The following is a 17,386-nucleotide window of genomic DNA, read 5'->3' as shown; positions in this document are numbered from 1 at the left end:
CTCAAATCGTGTCCGGGGTGTCGAGCGCTGGCCACCCCGCCGACGCGGCGGGGGCGGAAAGCGGTTCGAGGTCGAACAGGTTCTCGTGCGCCTGGTCCGGGGCGACCCTCCAACCGGAGGACTCCGGCAGCGAGTGCAGGATCTTGTACCGCCAGGCGAGCGCGAAGAGGGGGCAGTTCGCGCAGTTCTTGTGCCTGGCGTGCTCGTCGCACCAGGGATGGCGGGGCTCGTGCCGGGCGGCAAACGACCACGCCAGCGAGTCAGCCGACACGAGGCTCTCGGCGTACCGCCTCAGCCCTGAGGTCTTCACGCCGAACCCGTGCATTCGCAGGGTGGGGAACGCACGGAAGATGTCGGCGATGTCTTTGGTGTGGCTGCGACGGCACACCGAGCCGACCCCCACGAGCGGCTCCGCCTCCAGGTCGAGCCGGTAGGTGGTGGCGTACATGTCGGCATGGCACTTGTAGTCGTCGAGGTCCCAGCCCTGCAGGACGGGCACGTTAGGGTTCCCCCACCGGGCCATGAACGATCGGATCATCATGTAGTTGTGGCAGGTCCGTCGCTGGTGTTCTTCGATCGACCTGCCCGTAACCGATCTGACGCCCGGTTCGCACATCCAGTCCTGCGGCGCCGCCCACCGCAGCATGCCGATCTCCTCGTGATAGCGGCGAACCGCCCGCACGTACTCCAGGGGGCCTTGCGTCCAGCCGCCACGCATCGACAGTTCAGTGAAGCCGCCAGAGTCGAGCGCCCACGGCGCGCGAGCGCGGGGGAATGCCTTGCGCTTGGCGAGGCGGCGGTGCGACACGAACATCGGCACGTCGAGCGTGCCCAGCCAGTTCACCATGTGGGTTCCCAGGTAAAACGTGAACCGCAACGGCATCCCGGGCGCCCCGATCGACCCCTCCAAGGCCTCGGCGACCGGCGTCAAGCTCCGGCGCGAGCAGCAGCGGCAGCGCGGCACAGGCTGTGACCAGACCGCGTCGAGCGCGGCCGCGGAGTGCTGGATGGTCAAAGTGGGCACGGGTCTTCTCCTGGCGTCAGGGCGGGGGTCGCGTCCCGCCGACCTGGCGGCCCGCCAAGCGGATCGCCAGGTCGGGCTACAGCAGATGATCGATGATTCCGGTCAAGGTTGAGGTGATGAGCGCGTCGGCCTTCCTCCGGTCGCCGTCGGAGAGGTCCAGAGCAGCCAGCCGAACCAGGCGGAGCGCCTCCTTCTCGTCGTACGCGGCAGCCAGGACAGACCAGCTGTTGGCGTGGTCCGTTCCGGGCTTCAGCACAACGCGGGCGGCTGTCACCGGCCAGCGCCGCGCCATCTCAACGGATGAGATCATTCGTCGTCCTCCTCGGGGAGAAGCTGCTCGCGGATCGATTGGAGGGCCTGCGGGATGCTGGAGTGCCAAACGCATGCGGCGATCTTCTTCACGGTGTCGTCGTCGAGCGGCCCGAGATGTTCCTCGGGCCGCTCCCGGGAGAGATGGATGCCGAGCCGCGACGGCGTCGCCGGCTCGATGGTGTTGTGGTGCAAATCCACCGTCGATCGCTCGCCAGTGGCTTTGTCGGTCACGGTGAAGATGTTGGCGGTCGAGCCAGGCTTGCGCATGTGCTGCCATGCCCTCTCAGCGGCCTGCGCGGGGGAATCGGCGTCCTCGGTGATTCCCCATTCGACGTCGTAGGTGTTCATGGGTGCTCTTTCGTGCCTAGTGGCCAATGCGGTTGGTCGAGTTCAGGACAGAAGATCGGCGATCACGCCGAGCACCGAGTTCTGCTGATCGGGTGTCAGGTTGTTCAGGATGTCGTCCCAGTTGAGCCATGGGCCGGAGACGTGCCAGCTCGCCTCCTCCTTGGCGAGTTCGCGCACGTCGGCCAGGACATGGGCGTACGTGGACACCGAGGCGCTGATGACCCGGGCCAGCGTTTCCAGGGCCTGCGTCAGGTGCCCGCCCCAGCGCAGGCAGTTGCGGGCGGCTTCGACGCCGACCTCGGCGAGGGCAGCGGAGATGGAGGACATGGAGGGCACTCCCTGCTCAGTAGCTGCTGACCCGGGTCTTGCGCACCTCGACCTCGACGGCGGCCAGGTGCTTGCGCAACAGCCGCGCGCCCTGCTCCTGCGGGGCGACCCGGCCGTCGAAGCTGCGGAACACGAGCACGTGCGGTTCGTGCGCGTAGATGAACCCACCGTTCGAGGTGATCAGACCGGCGGCGACAAAGACCCGGCAATGGCGAGTGTCCTTAATGCCGGTGTCTCCTCGCACGTCGATGATCGGGATTCCGGCGTCGATCTCGGCGGTGGCCTCGGGGAAGTCAGTGTTGAAGGCGCGGGCGGCCTCGCGAATCTGCTCGGCGGTGGCCAGCAGGGCGGGCACCTCACTGGAGTGATGGTGCAAGGACATCGATCTCTCCTCCGTCGGGGCGGGGTTCGCTTCCCGCACACACCACTGTAGCAGTGCTTACGCTCTTGGCAATCTCCGAACGACGGAAGGACCGCGCCACCCCAGAGCGTAAGCACTGCTGCATTCGTGGTGGCGGCGGGAAGCGAACCCCGCCAGACAACAGGAGATCCACATGCCCACGCCCATCCAGGCCGACATCACCGCCCGCGCCGAGCGCGCCCGCGCCATGATCCAGCCGGTCAACGGCAGCAACCAGGAAGTCGCCCGCCACATCACCGACGCCCTCCTATACGCCCACAGCCGCGACAGCCGCCGCAACCCCACCACCACCGGCCAGATCCTCCGCGACGCCGTGGTCGAAACCGCCAAACTCGCCCAGGCCGACGACACCAACATGCGGCACGAGGCCCCCGGGATGATGGAGGAAGCCGGCTGGCTGATCGGCGAACTCCTGTCCGCCGCCGACGAGCAACCACGCCAGGCCGCCGTTACCGGCAACGCGCCGCTGCTCCTCTTCGAGGGCGTCATCGGCTACCTGCTCAACCGCCCCCGCGACGAGCGCACACTGGACCGGCCCGGCGTCCGCGCCGACGCCAGCACGCTCACCCGCCAGCTCATCGATCTGGTGCGACGCTACGACACCGAAACGTTCATGGCCATTCTCTCCGAGGCCCTCGGCGGCGTCCGCGACGCGAAAGAGGTCTGACTGGATGACGTAGCGCCCCCGCCCGATCTATCGGACGGGGCGCTGTGACCGTTCCTCGAGGAGAAACCTGGTCAGAATTCGTCGTGGCCGGCAACCTGGCCGATAGGGAAGACGTGCCGAGAGGCGGCACAGATGGTCTCCAGGATGTGCACGGGAGTTCCTTCGGCTGAGTAGCTGGCCCGAAGCACCTGGACAACGATTCGGTCCTGGGGATCGAGCTCTAGGGTCTCAGCTTCGAACTGAGTGGCATAGCGGGCGGTAAGAGTCTCCTCGGCATGGCCGAACCGGTATCCCAGATCTTCCAGAGCCGCTTGCAGGGTAGGCCTCACAAACTCGGCCTGGGCCATCCTGGTCTGGCCGAATAGATCAGCACGGAAGAATGAGGTAGCGATTCTCACGGGGACGCCGTTGGCCTTCATGAGCTTGCGCCGGGCAACATGCTCAGTGCCGGGCTCGACGCGCAGGCAGGCTGCGACGTGCTCGGGCACTGGCTCCAGACCGATGTAGAGCATCTCGCGGGTGGCCTCGATGCCCTGTCGTTCAGCTTCCACGAGGAACAGCGACACCGAGCCGCGTGTGGCCGGATCGGTAGGCAGCGCTCGTTGCACGAGGATGCGGGGGGCCTTCACAGCCATTGGTTCAGGTGCCCGCGCAGCCGGCCCCTTGGATACTTGGGCGATGCGCCCAGGGGTCACACCGAGGCGGACAGCGATCTGCTCCAACGTCATGCCCCTTGAGCGGGCCTCGGCAATCGCGTGCCGCTTGTACTGGGCGGCCTGCTCGGTGAGCATCTGGTCGGACTTCATGAGCTGGTCGAGGGCGCGAGCACGTTCGATTGGGTCGGTGATGCGGGCGGCCTCGTTGAGAGAGCGCAAGTCCATGAGATAGGGCTCCAAGGCTCAGGCGTTTATAGCCCCCCTATTGCAAGGGGCGGAGATGTGGGTTTACGCTGCGGACAGCAGCTATAGCCCCCCTAACTATAGCCCCCCTCAAAAGGAGAGGTATGGGGGGAGGAAGCCTGCCAGAAATACAGGTGGCCTCCGGTGTGTCACCACCGGAGGCCGTCGGGTCGCCCAATCCACGCAAAGGAGATCAACGACCCATGACCTCTCAGCATAATCAGGCCACCACGCTCATGACACAGGCCCAGGCTGCGGAAAACCGCCGGATTGCCCGGATTACCGCCCGCGAGCACAACCGACGCATCCGGAACCTGGTCACGGCCGGCGCCACTCCAGAGGAGATCGCTCGGGTGCAGCGCAGCCATGATCGCGCGGCCGAGCTTCGGGCGCTGGCCGGTGGGTCCGCTCGGGTCCGGCGCGTGTTTGGCACTCCGTTCGCGGCGCGCTGTGCCTCTGCTGCGAAGTACGAACCGTTCCCAACCTACGAGCAGCTGCCGCCCGTGGTTGAGGCGAGGTTCGTGAGCCAGGCCAGCGGTTTCGGGCCTCTCACCCAGATGTACATCAACAACCGCCCCGTCGGCCGCCCATTGGGCGACCATGGCCGCGCTGAGGGCTTCCGCTGGCACAACGCCCTGCACCTCGCGTTCGCGGTCGGCCTGGGCTGGTCACCGGTCACCCGGTCGATGCTCGGCGTCGAACGGCTGTCCGACCCGTACACGGCCAACGTCGAGGACGGCCACGCCGCCCGCGAGGCCGAGGAGCGCACCGCCTGGGCCATCTTTCTGGACGCTCGCTCTCACGGCTGGTACACGCGCGTCCACCCCAGCAAGTCCCTGTTGCGACAGGTCCGCACGCTCACAGCTGGTCTTGAGGTTTCCGGTCGCTCGAACGACGACTGGCGCAGCGTCATCACGGCCGGCATCGACTGTGTCCGGCATCTGTGGAGCGCCGACGGCGGCACACTGTACGGCGACAGCGCCGTAGGCGCCCTCGCCCCTGTCACTTCGAGCTGCGCCTAACGTCGGCGGCATAGTCTCAAGCTCCGCCATTGGCTCACATCAGCCGTTCTCCAGGAGTAGACACTCCTGGAGAACGGCACACAGGCCCAGTACGCGTGGAACTATCGCCGCCGAAACAGCACGCCCGCTGGACACCCGGTCGGGCGCGAGCCAGGCGGGAAGACGGATTAGCGGGCCATCCATCCAGGACAGCCCGCTACGGGCATGCCGCACTACGGCAGCGGGGGGATCTCGATCGGCTCGTTCGGGCACTCGGCCGCGAGCGAGGTGAGCGTGTCCTTCTCTGCGTTGTCCACGGTCAGCTCCCACCGGAGTTTGATCGCGGTCCATTCGCCGATGTACCGGCAGCGGACGGGCTCGATCGGGAGCCACGTGCCGGGGTCCTGGTCGGCTTTCTGCCGGTTCGAGCGGGCGGTGACGGCAACCAGGTGGCCGGGGTCGGACAGGTCGTTGGCGTACGCCTGGCGCTGCGCCGGACTCCAGGCGTGGGCGCCCGAATCCCAGGCCTCTGCCAGCGGGACTACATGATCAACATCCAATTCGGACGCTTGTTCGACTGTGATGTCATCGTAGTAGGAGTGCCACTGGCCGCCCACCAGGGTGCACCGAGAGCCGACCTCAGGCGGTGTGACGGCCTCCTCGATCAGCACCTCGTTGCGGGCGTTGCAGCCGTCGCGGTCGGCGTCGATCCAGTGCCGGAAGCTTGAGCGCTCGTACCCGTCTCGGCTTTCGGTGCCGGTGGGCAGGCTGGCCACGGCGTCGCGGAGGAGCATGGTCTGGGCGGCAGCCTGGGCGGTGCCGCTCGCCAGGGGTGTGGCGAGGAAGGCGATAGCCAGGATGGCGGAGATGGTGTGGCGTGGGGGGCGTGGCACGGGGCCTCCAACGGCGGTTACATAGTGTGGTATCAACCTGCGCTAAGTAACCACAGGGGGTAGCGGCACGGTCACTACCGCCCCGGTGACACTCCCCTGACATGCGGCAACACCGTCGTACAGACCGCGCATGAGTGGCCGGCGCCTGTTGGCTCTTGGCACCGTTTGATGCACACCGCGCAGAACCGCAACTCGATGCCGGAGTAGCCCTGTGGCACCCATCGGTGGCATTGCGAGCAGCGTCCTTCGTTGTATCCGCACAGCAGGCAGCCAGCGAGCGCGCCGACTTCGTGGCCGGAGCGACATCGCGTGATGCACTCCAGGCAGAACCGATCTTCCACGGTGGCGGGGCTTGGCGTGGTTCGGGCTGGCGGGTGTTGTCCACACCGCTCGCACGTTGCCTGCTTCAGGATGCGGGGAAGGTGGGCGTGCAGGTGTTCAATCTCAACGCCGCGGCCCAGTGCGCGAAGGCGCTGGGCTGTGAGTTCCACAAGTCCGCATGCCCGGTGGCGTCCGCCGGCACAACCTACAGCGATCGTTGTCGGGCCACTGGGCAGCAGCGCGTAGTCGACGAGGTTGTCGATGAGCTCTCGAGCGCCGGCGGTGTTGAGGACCACGTCCTGAACGCGAGGGTGGAGTCCGTCGAGGTCAAGGATCTCGCGGGCGCGGGCGGGATCGCGTAGTCGGTCGCGGACGTCCTCCACGCGATCGGCGGCCGGGGGGATCGGACGTCCCTTGGCGTCCGTGGGCAGGTGCAGGTAACCGAATGAGACCAGCTTGAGGAGGTTCTCTTCGGGGGCCTCCGTGCGTATGTGAGGGCAGTGTTCCAGCGGGCCGCCGTAGTAGACACGGTTGCACGGTGGGTCGCAGTACCACTCCGGGATTTTGATGGTCATGGGACGGGTTCCCTTCCTCGTGGGCGCGACGCCGGGTTTGGCACCGCGGTAGTCGGCGGGCCGGTGGTTGTTGATCACAGCTCGCCGTCGTCAGTGCGTCGCCGCCGGCAGGTTGGCACCGGGCGCGGGCGGGACGTCGACCCGCGTTGGATAGGTTCGTGACGTTGGCATGGCGATGTGGATCTGGCGCCGCTGAGCGCGTGTCTTGGCCAGCTTGAACAGGTATCGGTGCTTTCCTCGGTGGCGGACCCGGCGCACTCCGATCCGCTGCAGCTCTCGTCGGAGCCAGGCGGCGCCGTCGTCCTCGTGGGGCTCGCGCGGGCTCGCTCCGTAGGCAACCAGCCGCCGCTCGACGCCCTCGTGGCCCTGTTCGTTCCGGCGGATCTTCTGCAGGGATCGCTCTGACAGCGACGTGCCGTCTGGAGCGAGCCACAGGGGTCCGGGGGTGCTCCGGCCCGCGTAGAGCGCCCCCTTCTCCCGATAGATGGCGCCGATGTGGCCGGGCATCACCAGGCGGCCGTCGACGGTGGCGCGCGGCATCGGATCGGCGAAGGACACCACCCCCCGCATGCCTTCCTCCCGCGCGAGTTCGAAGCCGCGTCTCAGGAAGTTCGTCTCCGCGTTGCTGGGCACGCCGTCCAGCAGCACGAACCGGCCGAGCTCGGCCGACTCCTTGAACGGCTCCAGCTCGGGGAACGGGTTGGTGATCGCGAGCACGTTCTGCGGGGTGCTCAGCACCATCATTCCGACCAGCGCCGGCCCGCCGCCGGGACCGGTGGCCGCGAGGTCGAACAGGCCGTAGCGCAGGATGTCGGCCACGTAGGCACCGCTGTAGTGGTGGGCCATGACGAACGCCTTGGCCGTCGGCTCTGCCACCGCCTCCACGGTGTACTGGTCTGGGTCGAACCCGCCGTCACGGCGGTGCACCCACGTGTGAGTCCGGCCGGGCCCGCAGCGCTGGCACCAGTCGTTGGCCGGGTTCACCTCGGTCAGTATCGTGGCCATCACAACGCCCCCGCCAGCTTGACGAGGTCCTCCTGGCACGGCGCGACCGGCGTGGACCGCTCGGCCTGCCGCTCCGCCATCCGGGTCTCCAGCTCGGCCCGGCCGAGCTGAACGGCCTCTGCGATGTACCAGATGATCGACCGTTTGTTCTTGAACAGGTGCTGGATCCGCGCCTCCAGGGCGGCGATGTCGTCGGCGAGGTCGGGCCGGAACGCACACGCCCAGGTGACGTCGAGCACCGCGCCGAGAATGCAGATCGAGCACGACAGCCGCGACATGAACGCGTACGCCCAGTGCGCGTCCAGGTCGTGGGCCTCGTGGCAGGCCCACACGTCGGCGAGTGTCCAGTGGTGCACGATCCGCCAGGTGAAGACCTCGCGCTTGGTCTTGTTGGACGCCATGCGATTGTGCTCAACAGCGGGCTTCTTGGCCCGCGCGGTGGACTCCTCGGCCCGCTCGCCGTTGACGTCCAGGATGCGCACCTTGCGGCCCAGGTAGGACAGGCCCTGCACCAGTTCGGTGAACAGCCGGAACTTCGGTGCTCGCTTCTGCTCGCTCGTGCAGTGCCGGTTCGCCGCGTCCGGGAACTTGCCGTACTGCTCGATCTGCTGCAGCAGGTCGCCGCCGGTCCGGGATCGCACGAAGAACGGCAGCCCGTAGCGGGCGGCTTGCGCCTCGGCGATGCCGCGCGCGGACGGCCGGTCGCCGAACAGTTCGACCAGCGTGGCGCCGAAGCGGCGCCGGTAGTAGTCGGCGTGCTGGGCGTCGAGCTCGGCCGTGGACGGCCATTCGACTCGGCCGAGGTCGTTGTGCAGGACCACGACCCGGTCCAGCAGGCCGAGGCGGCGGGCGAGCGTCACCAGTTCGTGCAGGGCGACGCTGGAGTCCTTGCCGCCGGAGTGGTTGACGACGATGACGTCCATGGCGGGCAGGTACGGCCAGAACTCGGCATCGGCGGTGATGGCCGCCGCGATCAGCTCGTGGCAGGCCCGTCCAGCGATCTGCCGGACTCGGCTCTCGGGACGGACCGGCAGGTGCGGGCCGCCGGCGGCGAGCTTGAGCTTGACGCGCTTGGCGCGGAGCGGGAAGTCCACGGAGGGTCTCCTGGCTGTCAGGGCGGAGGTCGCGTTCCGCCGTACGCCCTAGATTGTAGGAGTGCTTACATTCCGGGTCAAGGGAAAGGCCCGCGCCCTTCTGAGGAGAAGAGGCGCGGGCCACATGAGGCGGTCAGTCGTCCTGTGCGCGGCGAAGGTTCTCGGCCACCTGCCGGCCGAACTCCGCCACCGCGTCCGCCGCCAACTCCAGGGCGCGGCCCGCCTCGATCTCCGTCAGGACGACCGTCCCCGGGCCGGAGCATGCGACCTTGCGGGCGTCGCGGACGCCCTGACAGGAGGAGGATCCGAGGGCGCACCGCATGTTGGCGCCGCAGTTCACGCAGTCGCCAACCCAGAAGTAGGCATGGTCCTTGCGAGTGGCGTTGGGGCCGAGCCGCCACGACATGTCGTGGCCGCGCCGGCGAGCGTCGGCGTCCAGGTCGTCGCGCAGCGCCTTGACGTCCCGGATCTCGTCCCGGCTGGTCACTCCGACTCCAGGATCTCGATACCCCTGGCCAGGGACACCTTCTGCTCGCGCCGCTCGACCCACGGCACTCCCTCGCGCAGCCACACGCCGAGCACTCGCTCGCCGGTGCAGGCGAACGAGACCTGCCGCAGCTGGGTGTAGGTGTCGAACTCCCACACCCTGCGGTAGATGTCCTCGGTGGGGATCTTCACCGTCGAGGACGGGGCGTTGACCACGTAGCCGGCGGGGGAGCGGTGGGCCTTCCAGCCGCGCTCGTTGACGGCCGCCCTGACTGCCTCCATGAACTGGACGGAGGAAGCCATCAGGTACCAGCCGTAGCGTCATCGTGCAGTGACCGCATCGCTGACTCATCCGCGGGGAAGCTCGCCCGGAAGAACGCATTGTTGCCGATCTCGATGACACAGCCATATGCGTCGAGCCATTCCTCCAGTTCGGCGACACCGGGGAAGTCCTCCCAGACATGGGAGGCGTCAGGGGAGTAGATGGCATACCGCTCCTGGCCATCCAGCAGGTAGCGAACGCCGCAGATGTGGCCGCCGTAGTGACGGGCGATCGTCAGCGCAGTCCAGTCGACGCCGCAGACCTGCGCGATGTCGGGAAGTTGGTAGTTACCTCGGAAAAGCACAGGTCCTCCTGTTTGCTGCCGGGGGTGGAGGTCGCGTTCCACCGTGTGTGTCCATTGTAGAAGCGCATGGCCGTCAACGAAGGCCGCCCTATTGCCCGCTAACTGCGCGATGATCTTAATTTGGAGGGTGAGATACCGAGCCGGTCGCTGCTGCCCAGCACGTCATCCGCGGTCCGGAGCCCCGGCAGCGGCCTGCGCCGCCCGAGCCGGCGTGGCTCGCCAAGCAGCCAGCGGAGTTTCCATCTCCCCTCGGGGGCGACTAGCTGGAGGTCGGGGCGGCGTCTGGCCGACCGTAGGCCGCCCTGACCTGGGGCACACCAACGCCACAGCGCAGCCACTGTCAAGCGGCTGGCCAACCGTCACCTCGGTGGCTGAGGTTGGACGATCGGCGGACTTCGGTTCCCGCCCGTACGGGGCCGGGGCCGATCGCCGCCCGGTGGTTCGTGCCTCACCACCGGCCACCGAGCCCGCGCGCACGGCCCGGCCGTGGTGGAACCTAAAGAATCACGGCACCATCGTGGCCAGGACCTCGCTGGCGCCGTTGCTCTTGCGGAGCTCGGTGGTCAGCACCATCAGCAGGTGCTGGAGTTGCTCGGCGAGCATCCGGGCGCCGAGCACCTTCTGCTGGTCGGGCTCGCCGGTGTCGATGTTGATGCCCCACAGGACGCGCTCGGACGCCTGGGTGATGTGGACTGGGTCGACCCCGGCGTCGGCCGCCGCGTTGGTGGCCATCAGGATCTGGTGGAGCGTCACGCCGAGCAACGCGTTGACCAGTTCCACGCGCAGCAGCGCCGCGCTGCCCGCGCGCTTGATCTCGCCCTTCAGCTCGTGCTCGGTGAACGGACGCTTGAGAAGTCCGATCGTGGTCAGGACTTCGGCCAGTTCCTGCGGCGAGGCCATCGTGCCCAGCTCTTTGTACTGTTCGCCCATCAGGTTCGCGTCCTTCGCGGTGATGTGTCCAACGACCGGCTCAGCGTAGCCACGTCGTTCCGGCGCACGTGGCAGAACGAGGGCGCGCGGCCGTCCCGTCCGGGGACCACGCTGAAAGTGTCGGCCGTCCGGCGTACTGTGGGCGCCAGTGGCAGACCTCGCGCCTGCCCGCTTCCGAGCCGCTCGGCGCCCACGTCGCCGGCGACAACGAGGACAAGGGGCTACGCCTCGCGCGACCGGATCACTCCCCCGCCCGATCGCGACTGATCGCAGCCCGGCGGAGTGACGTGGGCACCCGCCGAGAAATGAGCCGATCATGACCGCAGACAAGGCGAGGAAGAAGGCGATCAGGGCGCGGATGGCCCGGACCGGCGAGGCGTACAACGCAGCTGCCCGCGCCGTCGACCGCGAGCGCCAGGCCAACGCCGAACCCGCCGCCCCCACGTCCCTCGCGGGCGCGGCCCAGGACGGCCGCCCGTGGGTCTCCTCCTGGGACGGCAACCCCGAGCACGACGCCAACGCCGTATGCGGCCACCACCTACGCGCGCTGTGCGGAGGGTGCGGAGTCTGCGCCACCTGCGACGGCTGCTACTGCGCCGAGCTGGCGGAGAACGCCGCCATCGACGCCGAGGCCGAACGGGAGACGCGCGAGCACCTGGAGCACGACCAGCACCGGCCGGACTGCGACCGGTGCGAGCACGAGCGCCAGGAGTCCGCCGACTACACTCGCTGCCCGAAGTGCGGCCTGGCCTACCCGGACGGCATCGGCGACCACCACCGGCACAACCCGCCCTACTGCACCCGGCTCCCGGCCTACCGGCTGGGCATCGACTGGGGATACCTACGCGGCCAGCACGTGACCCTGATCGGCACGCACTACACCATCAGCGGGTACGTGCTGCCCGACCAACCGGCCCCCGACCCCCGCGCCTACCACCCGTACCTGAAACTGCGCCGGGCCGACCCCGGCTACGAGGGCGAGGTGGCCCCGTTCAATCCGCGTGACTGGCTGGAGGTCCACCCGGCGCCTTCCGGGGAGCCGCTGCCGCGTCAATAAGCGATACCGCAGCTCAACGGCATGCCATCGGCGCCGACCTCGTTGCCGGCGAGGCCTCCGCGGCCGCCGCGGTCCAATGCTTCGCCCCAGGTCAGCGAAACGGCCCGGGGTGCGCTGGGCGCGGCGCCGCTATTGACAGTGCCGCACAGGCATCCCCGCAACTGTCAGTGTGTAGCTGACATTCTCGTTTGTCAGTTGTACGCTGACAGCGAGAAGGGGAGGTGTCCATGAAGGACAAGACCGAGCCGACGTACGACGACGCCCCGTACACCGAACAGTCCCTGGCCCAGCTGGCCCTGGCCGCCACCGCGCAAGACCTGGCCGACTTCCTGATCGGTTTCGTGGCGGTCTGGCGGACCTCGGAGCCGCGCCCGGTCGAGGACGCGGCCCGGTTCGTCCGGCGGGCCCAGGAACTGCTGGACCGCGCGGTGATCGTGCAGAAGGCCGGCGGCGCCTCGTGGGAGGACATCGGGGACGACCTGGAGATCACCCGGCAGTCCGCCCACGCCAGGTTCCGCCAGGCCGTGGAGGAGTGGGAGGTGGCGGTCAAGCGCCCGATCGTCACCGATGAGATCTACGGGATCACCGGCGGGCTGGAGACGCGCACCTACAACCGGATGCCCGCAGGCACCGCCACGCCGGACGAGACAGCCGCCTACCTGGACAAGTGGGCGATCGCGCACGCCCAGGCCGACGGCCGCGACGTCGGCGAGCGACCGGTGTCCGGCGGGCTGACCCGGATGGATCCCCTGCTCGAGCTGATGACCTTGACTGACCGCTCCAGCGCGCTACGTGAGGAGTTCCTCGCCCCACCCCCGCACCTCATGGCGGAGATCAGGGAACGGGCGGCCGTCCTGTGGGAGCGCCTCGCGGCCGGCCCGCACCCCCACCGGGACGCCAAGAAGTACGCCGCTGAGGAGCGCGAGAAGGCCGCCACCTACCGGGCCCAGGATGCCCACGCCAAGGCGATCGCCGAGACCCAGACCCCGGACCAGCACGCAGGCGAGCACGCACGACGCTGGCCCAAGGAGATCTACGGCCCGTACCGCACCTTCCCCGACCTGGCCACCGCGCGCGACTGGTGCGCACACTGCAACGTCTGGATCGGCACCGCCGCCGCGGCCAGGGAGTAGCGCGACGGGTGGGACAACTGCAATCCTGGCCGTGCGGCGCGTGCTCGACGGGCACGCCGGACTGTGCGGCAGCGCCGTGGTTCAGGCGGCCGCGCTCTCATCGGGCGCCGACACCGCCGCGCACGTCGTGCCGATCGCGTGGAGGATGCCGACAGCCTTGCCCATCAGAAGAAGCGGTGCCGCCTTGCATCCTTGTAGGCGCCGACCAGCCCAGCGAGTGAGGGTTCAATGACCAACGAGAAGCCTGAACTCATCCCCGCTGAGGACCTGGACGCATGGGTCCAGCAGGCCAGCGCGAGGTACCAGCGCCTGCCTGGCGTGGGTGCCTTCCTCAACGAGTACGCCTCGCCCGACGTGATCGAGGTCTTTCTGGACAACGCGGCCGTGCGGCGCGTCCTGGTGGTGTTCGCCGGCCACTGGGCCAATGCGGCCGGGCCGGATGAGTACCGGGTGGAGGCGATGACCGTGGGCGAGTTCGCCGAGGAGCTCGCGGACCCGGTCAAGCTGGTCGAGGTCTACCGGCCCTACGTCGAGCACGGCCAAGGTGCCGAGAAGACGTTCGGCGCGGTCGACATTCTCGATCTGCCGGTGCCGGCAGCTGCGTTCGTGCGCGAGTTGGACGCCCTCGCGGGGAGGCCGACGATCCCTGCCATCGACTGCACCCCGGCCCAGACCTTGGCCACGACGCTGGCCAAGTTGGTGGAGCACACCCCGCCCGACACGGAGGGATTGCCCACAACGATCGTGGCCATCACCGACCCGGAGACTGGCGATTCCTACCCCGTGAGGCTAAGTCCGTGGCACGTGGAGAACCTGACCGACATGCTTGAGACGATGCTGCGAATCGCCGCCGCGGTCGAGGACACCGGTCCCGATCAGGTTTGAAGGTGCGAACCTTCTGATCGCCTCGTCAGTGCTTGCCCTAATCGCGGCCCGCTGGATGACGGCGCACAACCCCAGCCGCCGCGCTGCGCAGAACACGTCATCTCTGACATCCAACGATCGACCTGTTTGGGCCAGGGGCATCGCTGGGGCGCCCATTGATGAGATGGACCGGTGCCGGGGACGCCAGGAGGCCCGGCCGCGCTCCGCCCCGTTCCGAGAAGGTCGACCGGCTATTGGCCGGCTGGCGCGAGAACCTCGGCCACCTGCCGCAAGTCAGCCCGGGCCGCACGCCATTTACACCATCATCGCCAAGCTGCGGCATTCCGTGATCAGACGGGATCAGACGCTCGCTGCGTTGATGGCTCGGGTGAGCACGACAGTCGATACACCGAGACGCTCCGCAGCCTGAGGCACCGTGCACGTTCCTTGTAGGACCTCCCACTCCCGGGCAAGATCCTCCGAAGTCCAGCCGTTGAGCTTTGCGCTGGGCGCATGCCTCACGGATTTGGCGTCCCGAGTTGGTGGGCGCCTTCTTCCACCCTCATGGGCACGATCACGTTTCTGTGCTGCACGCCGCTCCCGATAGTCCGGGGCGCAAATCTGGGCGATCCGCTGTGTGGTCACGCCCGCCAGCCGCGCAAGGTCGACGGGTCGATGCGCGCGGAAGCGGCCCTCGTGTCGCAGCGCCTGGATGAGGGCGTCGCGCAGCATCGTCATCGTGGCCACCACCTTGACGGCCTGACGGTATTCCACGTCGGCGCCAAGCACCGCGACGCGGACGTCGTCGCCGCTGCGCAGGCCACCTCGTTCGCTGAGGTTGTATCGCGCGAGTGCCGCGTTCAACGCTGGCCGGTCGATGTCGACCAGCGTGTACAGGCGCGCCTTGGTTTGCCAGCCGTAGAAGTAGAACAGCTCACATAGACCAGAGTCGCGGCGTTGTCTGGCGTCCTTCTCAACGGCGCGAGGCTCCTCCAGGCTGGTGGCGATGGCCTCCAGGGTGAGCTCAGCATGCTCATCGGTTACGTCTGGGCCGTGAGCAAGCAGCATGGAGGCCATGTTGGACATCGTCGGGGCGTCGACGCCCTCCACCTCGGCGATCGTGGGTGCCCCAAGGCGTAGCCGCTCGCCCTGGGTGCAGCTCATCGTGTAGGAGATGACCTTGCCGCTGGCACAGAATGCCGTGGCATTGACTGTGTTTCCGGTCAACTCTTCAACGTGTAGCCAGGCCTGGTCAGGCAGGGCATGAGCAGTCTCCAGCCGGCGGTTGACGGCCTTGAACAGCTTGAGGCGAGGGGAAAGCGTCTGTGGCATGGGGCCGGCTCCTTTCTGTTCCTGCCATGACCGAGGTGACACCGATCAAAGTGGATATATGTTCAGCCGATTGTAGCAGTGCTTCCATTTGAGGGTCTGTGGCGACCTTGCCCAGCCCGCGCACCGCGTGCGGTTTCCGACGGCTGCCAGCGCTTCATGGCCGTTCCGAGCGCGGGTATGAAGCAGGGGAAGCGGGCTAGCCTGCCGACTGGCGTCACCGCGCGGAAGCGTCCCGCGCATGCGTGCAGGGTGCCACCCACTGCGTGATGGCACCCTGTACGGCAGGTCACTCAGCCGTAAACCGTCCTGGCGAGTGGCGGTCACCGCGGCGCTGCGAAGGCCGCCAGATACCTGCAGATACCTGAATCGGTATCCTCGGCCCAGATGTACTGCACCGCGACCACCCAGGCTGGGGCCGGTAACGAACGAGGATCCGCAGCCGCTCGATCGCCCGCGGGCGTCGACAGGGCCAGGCCATCTGCGTCATCGATTGCCAACCTCGACGTCCGCGATCGGAAAGCTGGACCAGGCCTTGGAGGCCACGCTGTCAGGCGTGGCCTCCAACGTGTTCGGCCTCAGGCCGTTCCCGCTCTAGTCGTTCAGTTCGGCGGTGCCGAACTCGCCGAAGGTGGCCAGCAGTACCGGCGCCCGCCGCAGCCGATGCTCGAACCTGCGGCGCGCGACACGCCAGCGTGGCCCCTCCTCATCGGCGTCCGGCGCAGACGTCATCGCCGCGTGGAGCAGGTTGAGCTGGTCCCGGTAGGCCCGCCACATCTGCGCGTACCGAGCCACCGGATGGAGCTCTTGCACAGCTTCCAGAAACGCCTGGTATGCCTTCCACCACTGTGGCCCGAACTCGGCCGCGTCCGACGCCATCTTGACTGCCGCGTACTGCACCTCCACGTGGACGGCGTCGCGGCCAGACAGCAATCGCGCCACTTGAGCCGACAGCGTCATGCCGCCACCCCCGTCAAGACCGGGAACTGCCGCACCCGCAGGTCTTCGGGCCAGAACTCCCACTTCTCACCCTTGGGGTCCTTCAGCCCTCGAACCGTCCTCCCGTCGATACGCGTGGCCGAGGCCCACCGGGACCCCATCTGCTTGACGAACACCGCCACGCCCGCGTCTCGGCACTGGGCGATGATGTCACGCGCCCACGCCTCCTCGAAGGGGCGCGCGCCGCCGCCGGACTCGCCGCCCACGATCACCCAGTCCAGAGCGTGCAGCCACGGCGTCAGGTCGGCCGAGGTGAGCATCGGTTCCACCGATGCGAACCGCGCCGTCGCCGGGGTGGCAGCCAGCCGAGGTAGTCGCCGATCCACCCACTTCTGCGTTCCGGCGGATACCCCGACCAGGATGTTCGGCACCGGGTAGACGAAGCGATCGGCGGCCTGCTCCAGCTCGGCCAGCGCGCGCCGCCGGTTGGGCGATAGCGCCCCCTTGGTTTTGATCATGGCGGCTAGCCGCTCGAATGCCGCGCGCACCAGCTGCGGGAATCCCGGATCGGACAGGATCCGGTACATGCGGGTGTGCCGCTTGCTCAGCGTCTGGTGCTCCCACATCGTCGTGGCGGCCATGACGGCCCACACCAGTGCGATGTCCTCGACCGGCACGCCGGGGTGGAAGGGGTCGGTCATCGACGCGGTGAACATCTGCCCGCCCACCCGGTACGGCCCGGACAGCAGCGGCATCAGCAGCCTGTCGGGCAGCAGCGTGGGCGGCTCGGAGGTGAACGCGTTAGCGCCCTGCCACCGCTTCGTGTCGGTGTGGGCGTAGCACAGATCGCACTCCTCCGTGATCGGAGTGCATCGGTGCGTCCACGGGTTCCAGGTCAGGTCAGTCCACCCGATGGATGTCCGCTCAGCCATCGAGCGTCCTCCGCCGCCGGGTGATCTTGGTCGTGGCCAGCACGGCCTCGACGAAGTCGCGGGACAGCGGCACGCCGCGCTGGTTCACCTCGGCGGTCACCTGGTCGACGGTGTAGTCCGGGAACTCGGCTACCACCTCGTCGATCGCGGCTATTCCAGGGTCGGGTTTCCAATCAGCCGGACGCCGCCCGAGCGGTCGATAC

General features: G+C 68.0%; 23 protein-coding genes. 5 read left to right on the top strand and 18 right to left on the bottom strand.

The genetic code is table 11. The features are described 5' to 3' along the window. Position 1: 1 nt before the first annotated feature. From AB0G11_RS26720 to AB0G11_RS26700, 5 genes are all read right to left on the bottom strand, one after another. Positions 2–1,024 (bottom strand): hypothetical protein, encoded by a 1,023-nt coding sequence (locus AB0G11_RS26720; protein ID WP_357589026.1) that lies wholly within the window; start codon positions 1,022–1,024, stop codon positions 2–4. A gap of 76 nt (positions 1,025–1,100) precedes the next feature. After that, positions 1,101–1,334 (bottom strand): hypothetical protein, encoded by a 234-nt coding sequence (locus tag AB0G11_RS26715; protein WP_357589024.1) that lies wholly within the window; start codon positions 1,332–1,334, stop codon positions 1,101–1,103. Next, the gene (locus AB0G11_RS26710) at positions 1,331–1,684 is read right to left on the bottom strand and encodes a hypothetical protein (RefSeq protein ID WP_357589022.1); all 354 of its coding nucleotides are present in this window, start codon (positions 1,682–1,684) and stop codon (positions 1,331–1,333) included. Before AB0G11_RS26710 ends, AB0G11_RS26715 begins: the two co-directional genes overlap by 4 nt. Before the next feature lie 42 nt (positions 1,685–1,726). Further along, positions 1,727–2,011, bottom strand: a complete 285-nt coding sequence (locus tag AB0G11_RS26705; RefSeq protein WP_357589020.1) for a hypothetical protein — start codon at positions 2,009–2,011, stop codon at positions 1,727–1,729. A 16-nt stretch (positions 2,012–2,027) separates the two neighbouring features. Next, positions 2,028–2,393: a hypothetical protein gene (locus AB0G11_RS26700; RefSeq protein ID WP_357589018.1), complete on the bottom strand. Its 366-nt coding sequence runs from the start codon at positions 2,391–2,393 to the stop codon at positions 2,028–2,030. Between the two features lie 172 nt (positions 2,394–2,565). Here AB0G11_RS26700 and AB0G11_RS26695 point away from each other — a divergent pair, with 172 nt between their 5' ends. Next, positions 2,566–3,099, top strand: coding sequence for a hypothetical protein (locus AB0G11_RS26695; protein WP_357589016.1), 534 nt, complete (start codon positions 2,566–2,568; stop codon positions 3,097–3,099). A gap of 71 nt (positions 3,100–3,170) precedes the next feature. Here AB0G11_RS26695 and AB0G11_RS26690 read toward each other — a convergent pair whose 3' ends face one another. Then, complete coding sequence (locus AB0G11_RS26690) at positions 3,171–3,980, bottom strand: UTRA domain-containing protein (RefSeq protein WP_357589014.1); 810 nt, start codon at positions 3,978–3,980, stop codon at positions 3,171–3,173. 221 nt (positions 3,981–4,201) lie between these two features. Here AB0G11_RS26690 and AB0G11_RS26685 point away from each other — a divergent pair, with 221 nt between their 5' ends. Next, complete coding sequence (locus AB0G11_RS26685; protein WP_357589011.1) at positions 4,202–5,020, top strand: hypothetical protein; 819 nt, start codon at positions 4,202–4,204, stop codon at positions 5,018–5,020. A 212-nt stretch (positions 5,021–5,232) separates the two neighbouring features. Here AB0G11_RS26685 and AB0G11_RS26680 read toward each other — a convergent pair whose 3' ends face one another. From AB0G11_RS26680 to AB0G11_RS26645, 8 genes are all read right to left on the bottom strand, one after another. After that, entirely contained in the window at positions 5,233–5,892 is a 660-nt protein-coding gene (locus AB0G11_RS26680; RefSeq protein ID WP_357589010.1) for an HNH endonuclease family protein, read from the bottom strand. Positions 5,893–5,966: 74 nt separating this feature from the next. Continuing rightward, positions 5,967–6,788, bottom strand: coding sequence for an RNase adapter RapZ (locus tag AB0G11_RS26675; RefSeq protein ID WP_357589008.1), 822 nt, complete (start codon positions 6,786–6,788; stop codon positions 5,967–5,969). A 90-nt stretch (positions 6,789–6,878) separates the two neighbouring features. Further along, positions 6,879–7,793, bottom strand: coding sequence for a hypothetical protein (locus AB0G11_RS26670; RefSeq protein WP_357589006.1), 915 nt, complete (start codon positions 7,791–7,793; stop codon positions 6,879–6,881). Then, positions 7,793–8,887: a hypothetical protein gene (locus AB0G11_RS26665; protein ID WP_357589004.1), complete on the bottom strand. Its 1,095-nt coding sequence runs from the start codon at positions 8,885–8,887 to the stop codon at positions 7,793–7,795. The genes AB0G11_RS26670 and AB0G11_RS26665 overlap by 1 nt, the downstream gene beginning before the upstream one ends. Before the next feature lie 133 nt (positions 8,888–9,020). Further along, complete coding sequence (locus AB0G11_RS26660) at positions 9,021–9,374, bottom strand: hypothetical protein (protein WP_357589002.1); 354 nt, start codon at positions 9,372–9,374, stop codon at positions 9,021–9,023. Further along, a complete protein-coding gene (locus AB0G11_RS26655) occupies positions 9,371–9,655 on the bottom strand; it encodes a hypothetical protein (RefSeq protein ID WP_357589000.1) in 285 nt (94 codons plus the stop codon). The genes AB0G11_RS26660 and AB0G11_RS26655 overlap by 4 nt, the downstream gene beginning before the upstream one ends. 20 nt (positions 9,656–9,675) lie before the next feature. Beyond that, the gene (locus AB0G11_RS26650) at positions 9,676–10,041 is read right to left on the bottom strand and encodes a hypothetical protein (RefSeq protein ID WP_357588998.1); all 366 of its coding nucleotides are present in this window, start codon (positions 10,039–10,041) and stop codon (positions 9,676–9,678) included. 462 nt (positions 10,042–10,503) lie between these two features. Then, positions 10,504–10,929: a hypothetical protein gene (locus AB0G11_RS26645; RefSeq protein ID WP_357588996.1), complete on the bottom strand. Its 426-nt coding sequence runs from the start codon at positions 10,927–10,929 to the stop codon at positions 10,504–10,506. Positions 10,930–11,245: 316 nt separating this feature from the next. On the opposite strand from AB0G11_RS26645, the gene AB0G11_RS26640 reads away from it, so the two are divergent. The 3 genes from AB0G11_RS26640 (at position 11,246) to AB0G11_RS26630 (ending at position 14,004) form a co-directional block, all read left to right on the top strand. Beyond that, the gene (locus tag AB0G11_RS26640) at positions 11,246–11,986 is read left to right on the top strand and encodes a hypothetical protein (RefSeq protein ID WP_357588994.1); all 741 of its coding nucleotides are present in this window, start codon (positions 11,246–11,248) and stop codon (positions 11,984–11,986) included. A gap of 227 nt (positions 11,987–12,213) precedes the next feature. Continuing rightward, a complete protein-coding gene (locus tag AB0G11_RS26635; protein ID WP_357588992.1) occupies positions 12,214–13,119 on the top strand; it encodes a hypothetical protein in 906 nt (301 codons plus the stop codon). Positions 13,120–13,347: 228 nt separating this feature from the next. Next, a complete protein-coding gene (locus tag AB0G11_RS26630; protein WP_357588990.1) occupies positions 13,348–14,004 on the top strand; it encodes a hypothetical protein in 657 nt (218 codons plus the stop codon). 339 nt (positions 14,005–14,343) lie between these two features. On the opposite strand, the gene AB0G11_RS26625 is transcribed toward AB0G11_RS26630, so the two are convergent. From AB0G11_RS26625 to AB0G11_RS26610, 4 genes are all read right to left on the bottom strand, one after another. Then, positions 14,344–15,315 (bottom strand): hypothetical protein, encoded by a 972-nt coding sequence (locus tag AB0G11_RS26625; RefSeq protein ID WP_357588988.1) that lies wholly within the window; start codon positions 15,313–15,315, stop codon positions 14,344–14,346. Between the two features lie 591 nt (positions 15,316–15,906). Further along, on the bottom strand, positions 15,907–16,272 hold the full coding sequence (locus tag AB0G11_RS26620) for a hypothetical protein (protein WP_357588986.1): 366 nt from the start codon (positions 16,270–16,272) through the stop codon (positions 15,907–15,909). Then, positions 16,269–17,183 carry a DUF5131 family protein gene (locus AB0G11_RS26615; protein WP_357588984.1) on the bottom strand — a complete coding sequence of 305 codons (915 nt, stop codon included), beginning with the start codon at positions 17,181–17,183 and terminating at the stop codon, positions 16,269–16,271. The genes AB0G11_RS26620 and AB0G11_RS26615 overlap by 4 nt, the downstream gene beginning before the upstream one ends. Then, the gene (locus AB0G11_RS26610) at positions 17,176–17,319 is read right to left on the bottom strand and encodes a hypothetical protein (protein ID WP_357588982.1); all 144 of its coding nucleotides are present in this window, start codon (positions 17,317–17,319) and stop codon (positions 17,176–17,178) included. Before AB0G11_RS26610 ends, AB0G11_RS26615 begins: the two co-directional genes overlap by 8 nt. Between the last annotated feature and the right edge of the window lie 67 nt (positions 17,320–17,386).

The organism is Nonomuraea sp. NPDC023979 (assembly GCF_040639085.1).
Lineage (GTDB): Bacteria > Actinomycetota > Actinomycetes > Streptosporangiales > Streptosporangiaceae > Nonomuraea > Nonomuraea ceibae.
The sequence above is the reverse complement of the archived record's forward strand: the minus strand, read 5'-3'. Positions and strand labels throughout refer to the sequence as shown.

Excerpts from the sequence above, each read along its gene's own strand:
- AB0G11_RS26715 (WP_357589024.1), bottom strand. The coding sequence starts at position 1,334 with ATGATCTCATCCGTTGAGATGGCGCGGCGCTGGCCGGTGACAGCCGCC.
- AB0G11_RS26710 (WP_357589022.1), bottom strand. The coding sequence starts at position 1,684 with ATGAACACCTACGACGTCGAATGGGGAATCACCGAGGACGCCGATTCC.
- AB0G11_RS26705 (WP_357589020.1), bottom strand. The coding sequence starts at position 2,011 with ATGTCCTCCATCTCCGCTGCCCTCGCCGAGGTCGGCGTCGAAGCCGCC.
- AB0G11_RS26700 (WP_357589018.1), bottom strand. The coding sequence starts at position 2,393 with ATGTCCTTGCACCATCACTCCAGTGAGGTGCCCGCCCTGCTGGCCACC.
- AB0G11_RS26695 (WP_357589016.1), top strand. The coding sequence starts at position 2,566 with ATGCCCACGCCCATCCAGGCCGACATCACCGCCCGCGCCGAGCGCGCC.
- AB0G11_RS26690 (WP_357589014.1), bottom strand. The coding sequence starts at position 3,980 with ATGGACTTGCGCTCTCTCAACGAGGCCGCCCGCATCACCGACCCAATC.
- AB0G11_RS26685 (WP_357589011.1), top strand. The coding sequence starts at position 4,202 with ATGACCTCTCAGCATAATCAGGCCACCACGCTCATGACACAGGCCCAG.
- AB0G11_RS26675 (WP_357589008.1), bottom strand. The coding sequence starts at position 6,788 with ATGACCATCAAAATCCCGGAGTGGTACTGCGACCCACCGTGCAACCGT.
- AB0G11_RS26670 (WP_357589006.1), bottom strand. The coding sequence starts at position 7,793 with ATGGCCACGATACTGACCGAGGTGAACCCGGCCAACGACTGGTGCCAG.
- AB0G11_RS26655 (WP_357589000.1), bottom strand. The coding sequence starts at position 9,655 with ATGGAGGCAGTCAGGGCGGCCGTCAACGAGCGCGGCTGGAAGGCCCAC.
- AB0G11_RS26645 (WP_357588996.1), bottom strand. The coding sequence starts at position 10,929 with ATGGGCGAACAGTACAAAGAGCTGGGCACGATGGCCTCGCCGCAGGAA.
- AB0G11_RS26640 (WP_357588994.1), top strand. The coding sequence starts at position 11,246 with ATGACCGCAGACAAGGCGAGGAAGAAGGCGATCAGGGCGCGGATGGCC.
- AB0G11_RS26635 (WP_357588992.1), top strand. The coding sequence starts at position 12,214 with ATGAAGGACAAGACCGAGCCGACGTACGACGACGCCCCGTACACCGAA.
- AB0G11_RS26630 (WP_357588990.1), top strand. The coding sequence starts at position 13,348 with ATGACCAACGAGAAGCCTGAACTCATCCCCGCTGAGGACCTGGACGCA.
- AB0G11_RS26625 (WP_357588988.1), bottom strand. The coding sequence starts at position 15,315 with ATGCCACAGACGCTTTCCCCTCGCCTCAAGCTGTTCAAGGCCGTCAAC.
- AB0G11_RS26620 (WP_357588986.1), bottom strand. The coding sequence starts at position 16,272 with ATGACGCTGTCGGCTCAAGTGGCGCGATTGCTGTCTGGCCGCGACGCC.
- AB0G11_RS26615 (WP_357588984.1), bottom strand. The coding sequence starts at position 17,183 with ATGGCTGAGCGGACATCCATCGGGTGGACTGACCTGACCTGGAACCCG.